This is a genomic window from Streptomyces sp. NPDC087845 (assembly GCF_044742755.1).
In the GTDB taxonomy this organism is placed as follows: domain Bacteria; phylum Actinomycetota; class Actinomycetes; order Streptomycetales; family Streptomycetaceae; genus Streptomyces.
The window spans coordinates 1-16,174 of sequence record NZ_JBIUVC010000022.1 but is presented as its reverse complement, the minus strand read 5'-3'; the positions used below and the strand labels follow the sequence as shown (position 1 = coordinate 16,174).

Annotated in this window: 13 protein-coding genes, 1 tRNA gene and 1 pseudogene; 9 read left to right on the top strand and 6 right to left on the bottom strand. The window is 70.5% G+C overall.

Annotated features, from left to right (window positions below):
- Nucleotides 1-114 precede the first annotated feature (114 nt).
- A complete protein-coding gene (locus ACIOMQ_RS35955; RefSeq protein WP_362208685.1) occupies nucleotides 115-714 on the top strand; it encodes a TetR/AcrR family transcriptional regulator in 600 nt (199 codons plus the stop codon).
- A gap of 71 nt (nucleotides 715-785) precedes the next feature.
- Here the strand turns inward: ACIOMQ_RS35955 and ACIOMQ_RS35950 are convergent, their stop codons facing one another.
- Nucleotides 786-2,099 (bottom strand): MFS transporter, encoded by a 1,314-nt coding sequence (locus tag ACIOMQ_RS35950; protein WP_362208688.1) that lies wholly within the window; start codon nucleotides 2,097-2,099, stop codon nucleotides 786-788.
- Nucleotides 2,100-2,930: 831 nt separating this feature from the next.
- Between ACIOMQ_RS35950 and ACIOMQ_RS35945 the strand changes: the two are divergent.
- Nucleotides 2,931-3,152: pseudogene (locus ACIOMQ_RS35945) on the top strand (SDR family oxidoreductase); the annotation flags it as partial.
- Between the two features lie 95 nt (nucleotides 3,153-3,247).
- On the opposite strand, the gene ACIOMQ_RS35940 reads toward ACIOMQ_RS35945, so the two are convergent.
- Both ACIOMQ_RS35940 and ACIOMQ_RS35935 read right to left on the bottom strand, forming a co-directional pair.
- A complete protein-coding gene (locus tag ACIOMQ_RS35940) occupies nucleotides 3,248-3,784 on the bottom strand; it encodes a hypothetical protein (protein ID WP_362208693.1) in 537 nt (178 codons plus the stop codon).
- Between the two features lie 441 nt (nucleotides 3,785-4,225).
- A complete protein-coding gene (locus ACIOMQ_RS35935) occupies nucleotides 4,226-5,206 on the bottom strand; it encodes an ArsR/SmtB family transcription factor (RefSeq protein ID WP_402191951.1) in 981 nt (326 codons plus the stop codon).
- A gap of 58 nt (nucleotides 5,207-5,264) precedes the next feature.
- On the opposite strand from ACIOMQ_RS35935, the gene ACIOMQ_RS35930 reads away from it, so the two are divergent.
- Nucleotides 5,265-6,518 (top strand): MFS transporter, encoded by a 1,254-nt coding sequence (locus ACIOMQ_RS35930; RefSeq protein ID WP_402191949.1) that lies wholly within the window; start codon nucleotides 5,265-5,267, stop codon nucleotides 6,516-6,518.
- A 71-nt stretch (nucleotides 6,519-6,589) separates the two neighbouring features.
- Here the strand turns inward: ACIOMQ_RS35930 and ACIOMQ_RS35925 are convergent, their stop codons facing one another.
- Together ACIOMQ_RS35925 and ACIOMQ_RS35920 are read right to left on the bottom strand one after the other, a co-directional pair.
- Nucleotides 6,590-7,684 (bottom strand): CU044_5270 family protein, encoded by a 1,095-nt coding sequence (locus ACIOMQ_RS35925; RefSeq protein ID WP_402191946.1) that lies wholly within the window; start codon nucleotides 7,682-7,684, stop codon nucleotides 6,590-6,592.
- Nucleotides 7,681-8,352, bottom strand: a complete 672-nt coding sequence (locus ACIOMQ_RS35920; protein ID WP_401270624.1) for an RNA polymerase sigma factor — start codon at nucleotides 8,350-8,352, stop codon at nucleotides 7,681-7,683. Before ACIOMQ_RS35920 ends, ACIOMQ_RS35925 begins: the two co-directional genes overlap by 4 nt.
- 142 nt (nucleotides 8,353-8,494) lie before the next feature.
- Here ACIOMQ_RS35920 and ACIOMQ_RS35915 point away from each other — a divergent pair, with 142 nt between their 5' ends.
- The 4 genes from ACIOMQ_RS35915 (at nucleotide 8,495) to ACIOMQ_RS35900 (ending at nucleotide 12,522) form a co-directional block, all read left to right on the top strand.
- Nucleotides 8,495-10,060 carry a serine protease gene (locus ACIOMQ_RS35915; protein ID WP_402191944.1) on the top strand — a complete coding sequence of 522 codons (1,566 nt, stop codon included), beginning with the start codon at nucleotides 8,495-8,497 and terminating at the stop codon, nucleotides 10,058-10,060.
- 296 nt (nucleotides 10,061-10,356) lie between these two features.
- Entirely contained in the window at nucleotides 10,357-10,758 is a 402-nt protein-coding gene (locus tag ACIOMQ_RS35910; protein WP_401759285.1) for a hypothetical protein, read from the top strand.
- Nucleotides 10,759-11,079: 321 nt separating this feature from the next.
- Nucleotides 11,080-11,152, top strand: a tRNA-Ala gene (locus ACIOMQ_RS35905).
- Between the two features lie 824 nt (nucleotides 11,153-11,976).
- Nucleotides 11,977-12,522 carry a hypothetical protein gene (locus ACIOMQ_RS35900; RefSeq protein WP_401270631.1) on the top strand — a complete coding sequence of 182 codons (546 nt, stop codon included), beginning with the start codon at nucleotides 11,977-11,979 and terminating at the stop codon, nucleotides 12,520-12,522.
- Between the two features lie 985 nt (nucleotides 12,523-13,507).
- Here the strand turns inward: ACIOMQ_RS35900 and ACIOMQ_RS35895 are convergent.
- Entirely contained in the window at nucleotides 13,508-14,434 is a 927-nt protein-coding gene (locus tag ACIOMQ_RS35895) for a helix-turn-helix transcriptional regulator (protein WP_401944845.1), read from the bottom strand.
- Between the two features lie 176 nt (nucleotides 14,435-14,610).
- Between ACIOMQ_RS35895 and ACIOMQ_RS35890 the strand changes: the two genes are divergently transcribed.
- A complete protein-coding gene (locus tag ACIOMQ_RS35890; protein ID WP_362212915.1) occupies nucleotides 14,611-15,531 on the top strand; it encodes an alpha/beta hydrolase in 921 nt (306 codons plus the stop codon).
- 100 nt (nucleotides 15,532-15,631) lie between these two features.
- The gene (locus tag ACIOMQ_RS35885; RefSeq protein WP_362212912.1) at nucleotides 15,632-16,081 is read left to right on the top strand and encodes a MarR family transcriptional regulator; all 450 of its coding nucleotides are present in this window, start codon (nucleotides 15,632-15,634) and stop codon (nucleotides 16,079-16,081) included.
- Nucleotides 16,082-16,174: the final 93 nt, after the last annotated feature.

Below are 16,174 nucleotides of genomic sequence, written 5' to 3'. Positions count from 1 at the left end.
GTTCAACCAATTACAAACGCGCAGACTTTTTCCAGACAGATTGTTTGGTAACTGCTGCTCTGTCAAGAGCCATCTAGACTGTGCGCGGATCACGACCGCTGCGAAGGGGGCCTCATGGCCGGGGACAGGCGGACCAGACGGACCCGCAAGGCACTGGCGGCCGCGCTGGTGGAGCTGGTACTGGAACGCGGCTTCGGCGCGCTCACCGTCGAAGACATCACCGAGCGGGCCGATGTCGCGCGCGCCACCTTCTACGCGCACTTCAAGGGCAAGGACGACCTGTTCACGTGCGTGACCGCCGACCTGCTGGAGCGACTGGCGCAGCGCCTGGAACCGGCGGTCGCCGGCAGCGCCGTCGGGTTCACCGGCAAGCCGCTGCTGGAGATGCTGCGGCATGTGGCCGACGAAAGGGACCTGTACCGCGTCGTCCTGCGCGGCGAGGGCGACGGCAGGCCCCTGCAGATGTTCGTGGACTCCTGCGCCGCCGCGACGGCGCAGGAGTTCAAGGCCCGCGCCGATCGCAACGGCGTCGAGCCCCGCATCGACGCCGACCTCCTGGCCCGGGTCTGGGTCGGCGAACAGATCGCCGTGTTGCGCTGGTGGGCCGAGGACGCCTCTCCGTTGCCCGCCGAAGAGGTCGTGCGCATGCTCCTGGACCTGGCCCTGCACGGCCGGTACTGGGCCAGCGGATACGCCGCACCGGACCAGGACTGAACCCCCGCCTCTCTGCGCCGTCGGCGGCCGGCCGGGCCCCACCGTCCACCGGCGGCCCTCCCGCACCCCGCCTAGGACACGCCCATGCGCCCCGCGTCACGCGCCGGGCGGATGCAGCAGACGGCCACCGTCCCGGTGGCGATCATGACGGCCGCCGCCAGGACGAACGACAGGGTGTAGCCCGCACTCTCCGAGGACGCCGTATCCAGCAGACGACCGGTGAGGGAGGGGGCGAGCAGCCCCGGAAGCGTCCCCGTCGCGGCGACGATCCCGAAGAGCGCGCCGCGCTGGGAGGCGGGCACGACCGCCGCGGCCGTCATGTAGTGCAACGGGAATGCGATGGAGTGCACCCCGAAGGCGACCGCGATCAGGGCGAGCCTCACCGGGAGCGAACCGACGAAGGGAAACGCCGCCATGGCCACCCCCGCACACATCACCGCCAGACCCTGCGGCACGCCGCTCGACCAGCGCAGCGACACCCCTCGCCGGGTCAGCCGGTCGACCACCGGCGACAGCGCCAGCAGCAACGCAAAGCTGAAGGCGGACACGGCGCTGATGACCGACGCCGCAGCACCCGGGCTCATGGCCAGCTCGGACCTGAGGTACGAGGGCAGCCATGCCTGGCTGACCCCCATCGCCCACGATGCTCCGAACGCGCTGGCCACACTCCCCGCCACCGTGCCGCACAGCAGGAGCCGGCGGTAGGGGACGCGCACAGACCCGGCCGTCTTGACCACCGCGCGAGCGGGCGGCTGGTCGTGGGGACCGTCGTGTCCGGCGAACCACCACACCCCACTCCACACAAAGCTCGTCACGGCCAGCACGGCAAAGGCCGAACGCCACCCGAACTGCGTGATGAGCCAGGTCACCACGGGCGCCGCGATGAGCGTGCCGAGCGCGGCACCACTGATCTGCAGTGCCGACGGGAGGCCGCGGCGCCCGACCGGGAACCATTTGTAGAGGGCGTGCATGGACATCGGTGTTGCCGGGCCCTCGGCCGCGCCGAGCAGGATCCGGCCGGCGACCAGCGTCGGCACAGCCGCCACGATCAGCACCGGGAGCTGGGCCAGACCCCAGACCAGGCACATTGTGAACAGCAGGACGCGGCTGGAGACGCGCGAGGAGAAGAAGCCGATGAGCAGTCCGGAGAGGCTGAAAAGCACCGAGTAGGCACTGGAGATCAGGCCGTAGGTGCTGTGGCTGATGTCCAGTTCATCCATGATCGGGCCGGCTGCCAGTCCGAGCACCGACTTGTCCGCGAAATTGACGACCATGAACGTGACGATCAACGCGGTGACGAGCCAGGCACGGCGCCGGTCGAACACCGGCGCCTCAAGGCCGCCGGACGCGTCGAGGGGCAGCGGCGGAGATGGCTGTGAGGGCACGGAGGAACTCCCGCGGTTCGAGAGAAGCAGGGGCGAACTGCTCTGCCGCGGGAGGACGGGCACGGGGCGGCCGCAGGCGACGAACGTCGCTCCCGCCCCGGGGTGCCCCTCGGATATCCGACGCCACAGAGCATCTGAACACGTTGTCTGGTAACGAGCTATTAGTTCGGCAACTTAACGTTGTGGACGCTTCCGGTCAATGGTTCTGGAACAAGCCATGAAACCAAGTTGCCGAGGTGCCGCTGCCGGCCCTGCGGTACGGCCGCTCCCGCCGGGGCGGCGCCGGTGCCACCACCTTGCCGTCCAGGTGCGGGCACGCTTCGTAGTCGCACGAGGGCCTCGGGCGGCCCTGTCCCGTCTTCACATCCTCGCCCGCGCGGCGGGCGAGGCCATCGGCGGGCGAGGCCATCGGCGGGCTTCATCCGTCCGGGCTCCATGTCGCCGACGTACTGGACGGGCTGCGGACTTCGCGCCCGGCATGCGATGTCCGCCGCGAAGTCCTCGGGCACCTTCTCCCACACCAACCGCGCCGCCCGGCGCATCGGTCAATGCCCCTGGGTCAACCGCCGGTTGAGTACGTGGGTGAGCTGCGAGCAGTCCGATCCGGCCGTCCCGTCACGGCGCTTGCCGCCGGCTTCCGCCCCGTCACGGCGCTTGCCGCCGGCCTCTTCTCCTCACCGGCTCGGTCCGGGCCCCCAGGTCGGTGCTGGCACCCGCAGCCCGGAGCGGGTCCGGCTCGCCCCCCCTCCCCGCCAGGGTTTGCCTCCCCCCGCATTTCTCGGTCAGCCTGCGGCTGAGGGGTTCTCCGCTCCACCCGCGCGGGACCACGCGAGCCCCGCCCTGGAGAACAACCTGCCCGAAGACGTCGTCGAAGCGCTGAAGATGGGCAATGCTCTGCCGTACCTGGGCTCTCCCGAGAACATCGGCCACACCATGGTCTTCCTCGCCTCCGACGAGTCCCGCTACCTCACCGGCCAACTCCTCGTCGTCGACGGCGGCATGAGCATGCAGTCCTCCGCGGCCCCCGGGCGGCGCGCCATGCTCCCCGCATAGCCCCGCCCCCGAGGGCAATGCGCTCGTCGGCCCGAGGCACAGGAGACTGCGTGGCGTGGCGCGGCACCCGTACGTCCATCGCCCCGGGCCGGCCCTCAAGCCCCCACCCGCCGTACATCCGGTGCCGCTCCCCTCGGGTGGGCCGGGTCCTCGGTGATCTTCACGTTCTGGGGCACGTTTCGCGGGAAGGCCCATATACGGCCCGCGGTACTGGCAGCGGTCACCGTGGTCTCGTCCAGGGTGACCTCGCAGAACGGGTTGGACCAGTTGGAGATCGCGATCCACTCCAGGGTGTCTTCGCCGTCGTCCCGGGTCAGCGCGACCCAGCCGATACTCCCGTGGTCGGCCGACTCTCCTGCCCAGGCACGGCTGCCGGCACAAGTGTGCGTGGAGAGCGCGGAGTCGACTTCCACCCAGTTGCCGGCGCTCCACTCAGTGGCTCGCAGGAGCTCCGTCCAATGCCACTCCTCCGTCCCTGGGCTGCCGTGCTCATCGGGCCCGGAGAGACACAGGAGGTTCATCACCGACAGAGAGCCGTCGGCGAACACGACGAAATCTCCGTCGGGCGCCTGTCGAGCCCGCCACCGGTGGTTCACCTGGTGCGCGGTGGTTGTCACGTCGGAAGCATCCATGCCCAGCATGGTGGCATGCGGCGCATGGGTCGATCACACTCCCATCGTCGGCTTCGGCTCGCTGCCGTCGGCCAGGACCGCCCCGGACGGCCTTCATGAGACGCACCGAACTCCTCGGTCTGCCACACGGGCTCCACCCATCTCCCCTTCTCGCTGCTCACGTCGACCGGGCTGCGCGACCGCCGACCGCCGTCGCGCGAACGAGTGCGACCGCGTCGCGGCGCATGCCCACACCCTCGACCATGCCCGAGCGGAGATGCCGGAGAGCGGCAAGGACCCGAACCAGTGAACAACTGGATTCTTCCTGCGGAAACGGTTGACCTCAATGAGGCCGGGAAGCCGTGGGCAGGAACGACGCCCGGCCGTTTCGAGAGCGGCGCGTCCGCTGCCGCCGGCCGCCAGTCGCCGGCCGTGCAGAACCTCCGCCTTCCCGGCCGTGGGTCAGGTTTCGCTCCGTCCGGCAAGGAGATCGCCGGCATCCGTGCGCCGGTAGACAACGCGTCGGCCGACTCTCGTACCTGCGATCAGCTCGGCATTGCGCAGGACGGCCAGATGACCTCCGACGGTGCCCAGTGACTGACCGAGTTGCGCGGCGAGTTCGCTGCTGGTGGCGGGGCGTTCGAGCTCGTGCAGCAGGGCGGCACGGCCGGCGCCGATCAGCCGCTCCAAGGCATGGGCCGGTCTGGGCTGTTCGGTCGTCGCGGCGGATCCCCGGGCCGGGTAGACCAGGGCGTACCGTGCATGCGGCGCCTCGCACAACCAGGTGCCCCTCGTCATGCAGACCGGGACGAACAGCATGCCTTCCTCGCCGACCACATGGTCCGGTCCGGGCTGGTTGCTGAAGCGGATCGCGTCGGTGCCGACCCATGCGCTGCGGCGGTTCATGTGTTCCAGGGCACGCGGCCAGCCGTAGGCGGCCAGCAGACCGGCGCGGTAGGTGACGTCCCGTTCCAGCAGCGCCCGGCGGCGCGGCCAGTCCTGGGAGATGCAGCTGTTCCATGCGTATCGGAACAGGTCGGCTGTTCGGGCTCCCCATCCGCGCCCGGTCAGCCACTTCAGGTCGTGCCGCTTCCAGCTGTGCGCGACCGCTGCTTCGAGGTCGGCGCGTACGTCCTCGTCGCGCGCACCCGCGACAGCTTCCAATTCGTCCGCGAGGGTCGTTCGCATGCCGCCGGACGGCGGGAGCGTGACGAAGCCCGGCAGGTACTTGGTCGAACCGATCAACTCGACCAGCCCCTTGGCGAAGGGGTCGGCGTCAAGGACCGCGCCGAACTCGTCGTGGTGGCGGGTGTACCAGGGGGTGAGCCACGAATCGGAGCAGGGTTGGGTCAACACGATCATCGACCCCAGCGTCTCGGCAATCGGCGACAGCGCGAACCGGGATTGCGACAGGGCCATCGAGTTCAGCCGTAGCAGCACCATCTTTCGCCTCCTGCCGAAACGTTAGCGTGCGCTGTCGCGCCGTCGCAGACTGCGGCCGGTGTATTCCCCTCTCTTCAGGCAAACTGAATTCCGCTCGTTCTTCGCCGGACGTCTGGTGTCGTTGCTCGGCAGTTCGATGGCTCCGGTGGCGCTGGCGTTCGCGGTGCTGGACTCCTCGGGCAGCGCCCACGACCTCGGCATCGTCCTGTCCGCCCATATGCTGCCGCTGCTGGCGCTCCTTCTGGTGGGCGGGGCCACGGCCGACCGGTTCTCACGCCGGACCGTCCTGATGGCGGCCCATCTCGGCTCGGCACTCACGCAGGGCGGCGTCGCGGCGCTCCTGCTGTCCGGCCACTACTCACTGGTCCTGGTGGCCGTACTGGAGTTCCTCAACGGCGCACTCGCCGCGTTCATCACTCCGGCCCTGCGCGGGATCGTGCCCCAACTCGTCGACAAGACCCTTCTCCGGCAGGCGAACTCGGTGCTGGGATCGGCACGCAACGCCTGCAAGATCCTTGGACCGAGCCTGTCGGGCGTGCTCGTCGTGGCAGTCGGCAGCGGTCCCGCCATCGCTTTCGACGCGTTCACCTATCTGCTCGCGGCAGGTCTCCTCGCACGACTCACCCTTGCCACCGGCACGATCGCACCCCGGCGGGCCACCGTCCTGACCGACATCCGCGTCGGGTGGACCGAGTTCCGCCGGATCCCCTGGGTCTGGGCCGGCACGATGTCCTTCTGTCTGATGAACCTGGTCCAGACCGGCACATGGCAGATCCTGGGCCCCCAGCTCACCCGGCAGATCAGTGGCGAGGCGACATGGGGATTCGTGCTCAGCGCCCGCGGCGTCGGCCTCTTGGTATCAAGCCTGCTGATGTACCGGATCGTGGTCAGGCACCTGCTGCGGCTGGGGCAGTTGACGAGCGCGCTCGCCGCGCTGCCGCTGCTCGTGCTCGGCGCACACCTGCATGCCCCATGGCTGGTCGCGGGCGCGTTCATCGCCGGGCTCGGCTCCTCCGTCACCGCCGTCGCCTGGGACACCTCGCTGCAGGAACACGTCCCCGCGCAGGTGCTGTCGCGTGTCACGTCCTACGACGATGTGCTGTCGTACATCGCGATCCCTGTCGGGCAGCTGGCGGTCGGACCGCTGGCCCAGACGTTCGGCGGCTTCCGGGTGGCCGCGGCCGCCGGCGTCCTCGCCGCCGCCGCGGCCGTGATCCCGCTGGCTTTCACCGCCGTGCGCCGACTGCCCCATGCCCGAAGCGACCACGTCGGCCCCGTCCCACCCGTGCCAGGGCCCGTGCGGCCGACGTGAACGCCCGGAGGGGCACCGACCGGCCCCGGTGACACGCCGCCGCGGGGCCGCCGGTGCGTATGGCTGCCGCGCTACGCCGTCCTGTTCGCCGGGGTCTCGCCGGGGCGGTCGACTGCGGCCCTGGTGAGGATCGCGGAGGTGCCGAGAACGGTCCCGGCCGGGCCGGCGTCGCCCGCTTCGGTGAGGACGGTACGTTCACCGAGGAACTCGTACGTGGTCCGGTCGAAGATCCACTGCGTCTGCCGTCCGTGTGCCGTACGGGCCACGGAGACGCCCTCGCGTCCCGCGGCGTCGGCGGCCCCGTGGACCACCGTGACCCCGGGGATCTTCGCGGCGGCCCGGTAGAGTGCGGCGCTGACTCGCGGCGGCGCCCAGGTCTCGGCGAGCAGATCACCGATCGCGGTGAATGCGCGCTGGTCCGGGTCCTGGCCTTCGCCGTGGGTCTCGTCCCGGATCAGCTTCAGCAGGGCGTCCGGGTCGGTGGGCAGTGACGCGACGTACGCGTGGGTCGGGTTGCCGATCGACGGATCCGACCCGTGCAGCGTGCTCGGCCGGGGTGTCGCCCCCGGGCCGCCCAGGTGGTACACCGGTGCGTCGTCGCCGAGCCGGGAGTCGGGCTCGCCGGCCTCGCGCAGCAGACCGGAGCGGCTGCCGTCGGCGGACAGCCACACCTGCCGCGTGTGCGCGGGAGCCACGGTCACCGGGTCTCCCCCAGCGCTCTGCCCTGCGTAGGCGACCTTGCTCTCGATGTACACGAACTGGTCGGCGCGGACCGCCGGTTGCTTCGCTCCGGCGGCGGCGAGAGCGACGCGGTCGAGGAGTTGTGTCACCGCGGGGCTACTGGTGGCCCCGCGATTCGTCACCGCGGTGGTGGCGCGACCGGGTGTGTCCGCGAGGTTCACCGCCACGACACCGCCGACCACCAGGGCGCAGGCCGCAGCCGGCGCCACGACGCGGACCAGACGTCGCCCCGGGTGGGAGGCCCGGACGGTGGGGCGACCGGGCGTTTCGGCGAGCGCGGCCCCGCCCAGGAGTTCCCGCTTCAGCAGCAGTTCGCGGTCGGGGTCCAGACCGGGGACCGGCGGCGGGGGCAGCAGGCCGGTGAGGCCGAGGCGTTCGTTCTCCTCGGAGCGGTGGTGCGTACGGCGCCACGGGGTGGTGTTCATCCGTTGTTCTCCTGGGTCGACAACCGGGCCGCGGGAATGCGGCCCGGTACTGGCGTGCCGGGGATGGCGGAGGGGTTCCTGCTCTCCTCCTCCGAGGGCCGTTCGGCTCCGGCCCGCGTGGACTCCGCGCGTGCGGCGCGGGCTTCGGCGTCGGTGAGCTCGCGCAGTCGGGTACGGGCGCGGGACAGCCGTGACCGGACGGTGCCGACCGGCACACCGAGCGCCTCGGCGGCAGCCGCGTAGTCCAGACCGGCCCACACCACGAGGGTGAAGACCTCCCGGTCACGGTGGCGCAGGCGGGCGAGCGCAGTGTGTGCGGCGCGCAGTTGCTCGGCATCCGCGAGGTGGGTGACGAGATCGTCGACGAAGTCCGGGATCGTGCCGCGTTCCGGGACGCGGGCGAGCGCGACATCGCGGCGCCGGCGTGCGCGTGCGTTGCGGCGCATGACGTTGGTGGCGATTCCCAGCAGCCACGGGCGCAGGCTGTCCCCGTCGGGGCGCAGCTTCTCCCGGCTGCGCCATGCTTCCAGGAAGGTCGCCGATACGACGTCCTCGGCTTCCGCCCAGTCGCCCGTCACCCGCAGGGCATAGCGGTACAGCACCTGGGCGTGCTCGTCGTACAGCTCTCCCAGGGCATCGCGGTCTCCGCGGCGGAAGCGATTCCTCATGAGTGTTTCCACACTCTGCTCTGCCACGTCCGTTGCACCGGTTCCGGTGACGTGTGCCACACAAACCGCCCTCGGCCGCGATCCCGCTCCCCATGTGACGCGGCTCACGGGAACGCCGGTGCCCGGCAGCGCAGTGCAGGTCATGAACAGTTCTTCCGTAACCCGCCGGAGCGTCCTGCGGACTCTGACCGTCGCTCTGGCCCTCGTCGGCAGCGCGACGCCCGCATGGGACACCACTGCCTTCGCCGCAGAGCCGGAGACGTACGCCCTCACCATCACTCACCTGGACCGCACCGGCCGCAAGACAGCGGACTACGTCACCAACGTCACCGGAATCTCCGGCCCGGGTGCCGACGAGGCCGTCCGTCCGTACGATGCTTCCGGCACGACGACCGTGCGTCTGCCCAAGGGCCGGTACCTGCTGGACAGTTCCCTGACCGCCGGTGGAGAAGCGAGCGGCACGGACTGGATCGTCCAGCCGCGCCTCGACCTCGATCGCGACACCACCATCACCGTCGACGCACGGACCACCAGCCCCGTCGACGTACGGCCGCCCGACAAGTCCGCGGGATTCCTGTACAGCGCGATGGTCGTCGAGGTGACACACGGCGGCACCACACGACTCGCCAACCTGATGAACTCCCAACCGAATCTGCGCGTCGCGCACCTGGGTCCGGACGCCGAAGCCGGATCGGTGAAGCAGTGGTTCGACGCGTACTGGACGACCGAGAACCTCGGTTACGGGCTCGGCTACGTCTTCACCGGCAACCGCGCCCTGGCCGGGCTCACCCGACACCCCGCCCGGGAGGACCTGGCCACCCTGCAGGTCCGCGGCGCGGCCCGGCCGGGCACCGAAGGGACCGCGACCGTCGACCTTCAGCCGAGTGTCGGGCTGACCATCGGCTACTCCGCGAAGCTGCCGAAACCCGGCACCGCGACGTACCTCGTGACGCCCGAGCGCGGCACCTGGGACATCACCTACCACACCCCCAGCGCGCCCGGTGCGCCGACCAACCGCTACGCCGCCAACGGCATCGCCGTGCGGGCCGGGCGCACCACGGCACACACCTTCGACAACGCCGTCTTCGGTCCCGACCTCACCGGCCGCCCCGGCGTCGTACGTGACGGCAACAACGTCGGCGTCGACGTCCCACTGCTCGCCGACGGCGACGGTCACGTGCCCTCGTCACCGCCGTACGACGCGGCCTCGACCACTCTCCACCGCAACGGCGTGCTCATCGGAACGCAGTCCGGCGCCCCCGGGCGAGCCGAATTCACCGTGCCGCGGGGGCGCGCGACGTACCGGATCACCAGCACGGCGAAGCGCGACGGTGCGCCCGGCACCGCTACGCGTGTCACCGCGTCGTGGACCTTCACCTCGGACACAACGACCGCTCCGACCCCGGCGCCGGTGAGCGTCGTGCGATTCTCGCCCGCGCTCAGCCCGACCGGTACCGCGGCGGCGGACGCGAGTATCCGCGTCCCCGTCACCGTGCTGGGCGCCGCCGCGGGCGGACGCACACGCTCGCTGGCGGTCTCGGTGTCCGAGGACGGCGGTGCCTCATGGACCCAGGTCCCGGTCGAACGCGGCGCCGTCACGATCCGCAACCCGCACGCGGGCACCGGCGTCTCCCTGCGCGCGGAGCTGACCGACATCGGCGGGAACACCCTCACCCAGACCATCGTCGACGCCTACCGCACGCAGTGACCCCCACTCCCACCCGAAGCCGGCGTCGGGTCGCGTTCACCGTGGCGTGATGCTGCCGGATCGTCATCCGGCTCCCGTCCGCCGCGGACGAGGGGGCCGGCAGCGAGGTGATTGCGCCCGGTCCGGGCCGTCCCGGAACGTGTCCGGGCACCCGGGCCGGGCCAGGAGTCGACGTCGGCGATGAGGCAACGGTGCTGGTCGCAGCCCCAACGGGGGGACTGTGACCAGCACCCGGCCGTCCTCATGCCAGACTGCGGGGACAGCCTTTTCCGCACGGCATTCACTGGGGCCCCACCATGGATCGATTCGTCCTCGGCAACACGGACTTCGCCGTCGATCGATCGGCGTCGTCGGTCCAGGTGGCCCCGGACGGCCTCGTGACGGTCGTCGTGTGCGGAACCGACGAGGCCGTGGACGCGCAGCGGGACACAGACCCGTTCAGCTGGGCGATCCATCCGCCGACGCTCTACGTCACGGCGGTTCCCGCCACCTGGACCGGCGATGTGGCCACCGTGCGGATCGACGAAGCCGTCTCCGATCTGTACGACGTCGGCCTCTACCTCCACGAGCACGGCGACGTCACCGTCGAACTCACACTCGATCGGGCACGGGCCCTGCACATCAGCGGTTCTGCCCAGGTCAGCGGTCACGCGGAACCCATCGATATCAAGGTGGGCCTCCCCCTGCTCCCGTCGTAGGCGAAGGCCGTCCGGCCGCGGGCGCCGTTGTGACTCCGGCAGGCCCGGACAACCTGGGAGCCGTGGCCCTTGTCTCCGGGCGAGGTGAGCCGAATACGGCTGGGCTCTTCGCCACTGAAGTGCGTACGAAGGTGAACGGGCGGTCGGAGGTCTCGCGGGCGGGGCGGAGTTCAAGGCCCCTGCCTCAGGAACATTCGAGCGCCGGACTGCGGAGCCCCATTCTTCGGACCCCGTCCGTTGCGACGTAGCACCGGTCGCGTTCCACTGCTCCACGTCGTTTGACGACATCCCGTGGGCAGATATTAGGATCGCGGACGGAATGGAGCCGTAGCGCAGAGGTCGTCGCGCCTTCACGGCATGTAGGAAGACGCCGGTTCGAATCCGGTCGGCTCCACCTCGTCGACAGACATCTCCGGCCGGGGCCGCACACGGAGATGTCTGTCTGGACGGACAGCATCAGTCCCGGTGGTTCGGTTCAGGACTCGATCGGAAGTCTCGACGGTCAGCACGCATCTGTCGGGCCCACCACCGATCACGGCCTCCGTCTCGCCGAGAGCCACGTGCCGAGTGTGCGTACGGTCCCGTTCGCACGACCGACCGCCGCAGAGCACGCGCCGGGATCCGCATCGGCATGCTCCACAACGCGCGCGATCGCGCCCTCGCGTGAGAATCGGCATGTCGCCGCGATCGATTTGGCCGCTCCCAGGGCCGCGCTCACAGGACCTGTCGCCCAGCGGTGGCATCACCGGCTCCGAGGGGTGGGGTTTCACCGCCCATGGGACGCGTCCACTCACGCAACCCGGTGCACCGTGGGCACGGGACCACACGGTGGACCTCGACGGAAGCGGAAACCCGCCCGTGCCTGCGCAGCCCGTCTGAGCAGGCAAAAGAGGGCGTGGGGTGGTGGTTGACAGGTGCTCAGGGCGGTGGTGTTGGGCGGCTGCCTGGGGCGTGTCAATGAAAGACACGCGGTCGCCGGGGTGAGCAGGTTTCGGGAAGTCGCCTGGACAGGCTAACCAGATTTCAAGTCGCCTGATTTATGGGCTAGTTGACTTTATGTAAGATTATATGGAAATAGCATATGGCGTACCTTGTGTACCTCGATCGGCGTTCCGGCACCGGCGCCCAACGCGTCCGATATGACAGCTATGGGGACCGTCAGTACGTTCAATCACGGGTCGGCTGCTCAGTCGGCCTCTCTGAGACAGGAGAAGTGACATGACTACCCGTTCCACCGTTGTTACGGCCGCTGTCGCGGCTGCCGCGGCCCTGGCCGCGACTGGCATCACCTACGCCTCGGCCGCCTCCTACGAGCCGGCCCAGGCTGCCCCCGTCGTCCAGCAGGCTGCCGCCCCCATCTCGGCCCTCAACGGCGGCGACGCCGGCAAGGGTAACGAGGGCAAGGGCAACGAGGGCGGAGGCTACGAGGGCAAGGGCAACAACAGGGGCTACGAGAGGGAGCGCGGGCACTACGAGGAGGGCCGCATCCACATCAACGAGCGGACCTACTCCGACGAGCGCGGCGGCTGCATCACCGTCGTCAGCGGTCTGGGCTCCCGGAGCCTCAACATCCGCAACGACAGCCGCCGGACCATCGAGGTCTTCCGCGGTGCCACCTGCGACAACGGCGCCCCCATCGCCACCGTCGGCCCGCACAGCTCCAGCGACGGCGTCTTCCCCGGCCACGTCCGGGGCGGCGTCCACGTCCGCGACGGAGTCGTGGGCAGCTTCCGCGTGATCGAGCGCCACCACGAAGGCCGGTGACCCGACCTTCACCACCCGCCTGACGCAGAACCCCGGCCCGCCGGAATCGGGCCGGGGTTCCACCCCGAACCCCTACACCCCGGGCGAAGCACACCGACCCGCACACACGGTCCCCGGCCCACGGCCCTCATCCCTCGGCGAAAACCCGGCCACCCGGACGGCACAACGTGGCACCGGCGCGGCAGACGCCACCCCACGTCCGGGCCGACGACGAGCCCGGCTGAGGGCCTCTCGGGCCGGCCCGCGGTACCGCGCAGACGGTTACCGGACAACGACCGGCCCCCGGATTCGAGGGCCGGTTCTGCTTGTCGGCGTCTTGCTTCCTGTCGGGGAAGACGAGGAATTCCTGCCGGGGTGACGAGGGCTTCCCGCCGGGGGTGCCGAGGAGAAGAGCGGCTCGGCACCGCCGGCATGGTCCTCGAACGGACCGGTACCGACCCGGATTCGGCAGACATCGGCCACTGGACAGCGCCTCACGCCCGGGCCCCGGTCCGGCCCTTCACACCCTGGAAACCCTCCAGTTGGGCTTTCGACACCGTTCCGCACTCTCACGTCGCGACGTGGTCGGCGGCGTCCCCGCTCATCCTCCGGACCAGTCACCGGTCGCTGGTCGCCGGTCGCCGGTCGCCGGTCCGAGCCTGGAGCTGCTGAATCCGCCGGACTGCGCATCCTCCGCATCGGGTGGATCCGCCGCCCGACCTGAGGTGCCACTGCCTTCGACCCATCCGGCGCCCGGGAAGGGCCGCCGATATCGGCCTTCGACGAGAGTGACCAACCGGTCCGACGGGCTGTGCGTCATGTCGCCGCCTCGCCCCCGGACGCAATCGGCTCCCGACGTCCGCCCGCATGGTGGAGCATGGCCCTGCGAGCCGCTCCCGCCTGGGGCGTCCGCGCCCGCGGGGTCACGGAGCCGCTGAGTTCCTGTGCCGTCAGCGCTCTCCCGGTCCCCGCGCAGGACGCGGTGCCTCACAGGCAGTCACTCCACTCACCTGATCCGTCGGACAAGTCCTGGCTGGAGGCTCTCCGAACTCGTGCTGCGGTCGTCCCGACGGCCGGTGTCGGCCGCGGACCACTGCAGGAGGACTCGGAGTGCCTCGTGAGAGGGCGAGTCGGGTTCCGCGGTGTAGGCGACAAGCTGCTGGTCGGGGTGGGTGTCGACGGAGAACTGCTGGACGTCGAGTGAGAGGGCGCCGACGACCGGGTGGAGGTAGGTCTTGGTGAGTTGCCGTGGACCGCGCACCTGATGGCCGGCCCACCAGGTGCGGAAGTCCGGATCGCGGACACCGAGTTCGCCGGCCAGTGCGTTCAGCTCGGGATCGTGAGGCGTACGGCCGGCCTCCATGCGCAGTACGGCGACGCATTCACGGGCGGCGCGGGACCAGTCCGCGTACAGGGCGCGGAAGTGGTCGTCGAGGAACGTCAGGCGGATCAGGTTGCGCTCGTCCCGGTGCAGCGCGCCGAAGTCGGTCAGCAGGGCGGCGGAGCCTCGGTTCCAGGCCAGTACGTCCATGCGGCGGTTGAGGACCACGGCGGGGATGCCGGGCATGGTGTCCAGCAGCTGCCGAAGACACGGGGCGACCGCCGGCCGACCGGGCCGGCGCACCGCCGCGACGGGGGCGACGTCGGCGACGGTGAGCAGGTACTCCCGCTCGTCCGGGGCCAGTTGGAGGGCGTCGGCGAGTGCGTCGAGGACGGAACGGGAGACGCGGCGGGTGCGTCCCTGCTCCAGTCGTACGACGTAGTCGACGCTCACGTGCGCGAGCTGGGCCAGTTCCTCCCGGCGCAGGCCCGGCACACGGCGCAGACGGCCGTCGTCCGGCATCCCGGCCCGGTGCGGATCGACGGCGGCGCGGCGCGAGCGCAGGAAGGCGCCGAGCTCGTTGTCTCTGGCGGGCGTGGCACGGTGGTCCATGGCTCCAGTGTCCGCTCGGCCGTGGCCCTGTGCCTGGTACTGGTCTGCATAGGCAGGGTCCTCCCTGGAAGCGGGTGCCCGGCAGGAGGACGGTGGAGATGTGGCCGGCAGACCCGGCGGCCACCGGGCCCACCCCGGTGAGCCCGCCCTCCCCGTGTCACCGGAGTACTCCCGTCATGAGGACTGACATCACCTTTCTCAGCGCCGGCCTGGAGCTCGCCGGCCACCTGTACACTCCCGGCGGCGCGGCCGCCGGTCCGTGTCCGGCGATCGTCGTCGGCCACCCGGGAAGCGGGGTGAAGGAGCAGACCTCCGGCCTGTACGCACGACGCCTGGCCGAGGAGGGCTTTGTCACCCTGGCGTTCGACGCGGCGTTTCAGGGGGAGAGCGAGGGCGAGCCTCGCGGCCTGGAGGATCCGGCCCACCGGGTCGAGGACTTCAAGGCCGCCGTCTCCTTCCTCACCACCCGCGAGGAGATCGCCCCGGACCGCATCGGCGCGCTCGGCATCTGCGCCTCCGGCGGGTACGTCCTTGCCGCGGCCGCGGCCGACCGGCGAGTCAGGGCGGTCGGCACCGTCAGCGCCGTCGACATCGCCCGGCAGTTCCGCACGGGAGCCGACGGAACCCAGGATCCGGCCGTCATCCGGGGCATGCTCCAGGCGGCCTCGGCGGCGCGTTCCGCCGAGGCCCGGGGAGAGGGCGTCCAGAGCTTCACGCTCTTCCCCGGCACCGAGGAAGAGGCCCGCCGAGGAGGCCCGCACGTCTTCGAAGGCTGGGAGTACTACTGCACCACACGCGCGCAGCACCCCCGCTCGGCCAGGACACTGACCTGGACCAGCATCGACCGCATCGTCGCGTTCGACGCCTTCCGCTCCCTCGAACTGCTCGCCCCGCGCCCGCTGCTCATGATCGTCGGACGCTCCGCGGTGACCTCCTGGATGAGTGTGGAAGCCTTCCAGAAGGCCCCCGGCCCGAAGGAGCTGCTGTGGATCGATGGCGCGGTGCACACCGACCTGTACGACAAGGACGCGTACGTCACGCCTGCGGTCGCGAAGCTGACCACCTTCTTTACGGAACAGCTGGCCGACACCCAGTAGACCCGCCACCGCGCCGGCCGCGGAGGAGTCGCCTCCCCCGTTCGCGCGCCGGGATCCCGGCGCTGGTCAGGGCGTGTGCGCCGTGCAATATGCTGGCCCGGTGAGTAGCGAATCGGTTCCGCCCGAGGGCACCGCCGTCGAGCTGATGCGGGCCATGACACGGCTGCGGGCCCGGCTGCGCACCGAGACCCCGCTCGACGACCTGCCGTGGAACTGGTCGCATCTGACCACCTTGCACCGCATCGTGCAGGACGGGCCGGTGACCGCGACCGAGCTCGCCCAGGCCGAGCACGTGCGGCGACAGTCGATGGGGGAAACCCTGGCCGCGCTGCGCGACGGCGGGCTGATCACCTCCGCCAAGGACCCGGACGACGGGCGCAAGTCCCTGGTGAGCGCGACGCCCGCCGGGCGGGTGCTGTGCGAGCGGATCCCGGCGGCGCGCAAGGCATGGCTGGCCGAGGTGATCGGGACCACGCTTCGGGCCAACGAGCGCAAGGCACTCGACAAGGCCGCGGAGATCATGAATCGCCTGGCGGATACTGACCTTTAGCTTGGCGTTTAATCGCGGCAAGATCATTGCTTGTTAGGGTTCGCCGTTTGCCTGACAACGGGCACGGCCGCCCGTGATTCTTCGGAGTGTCGA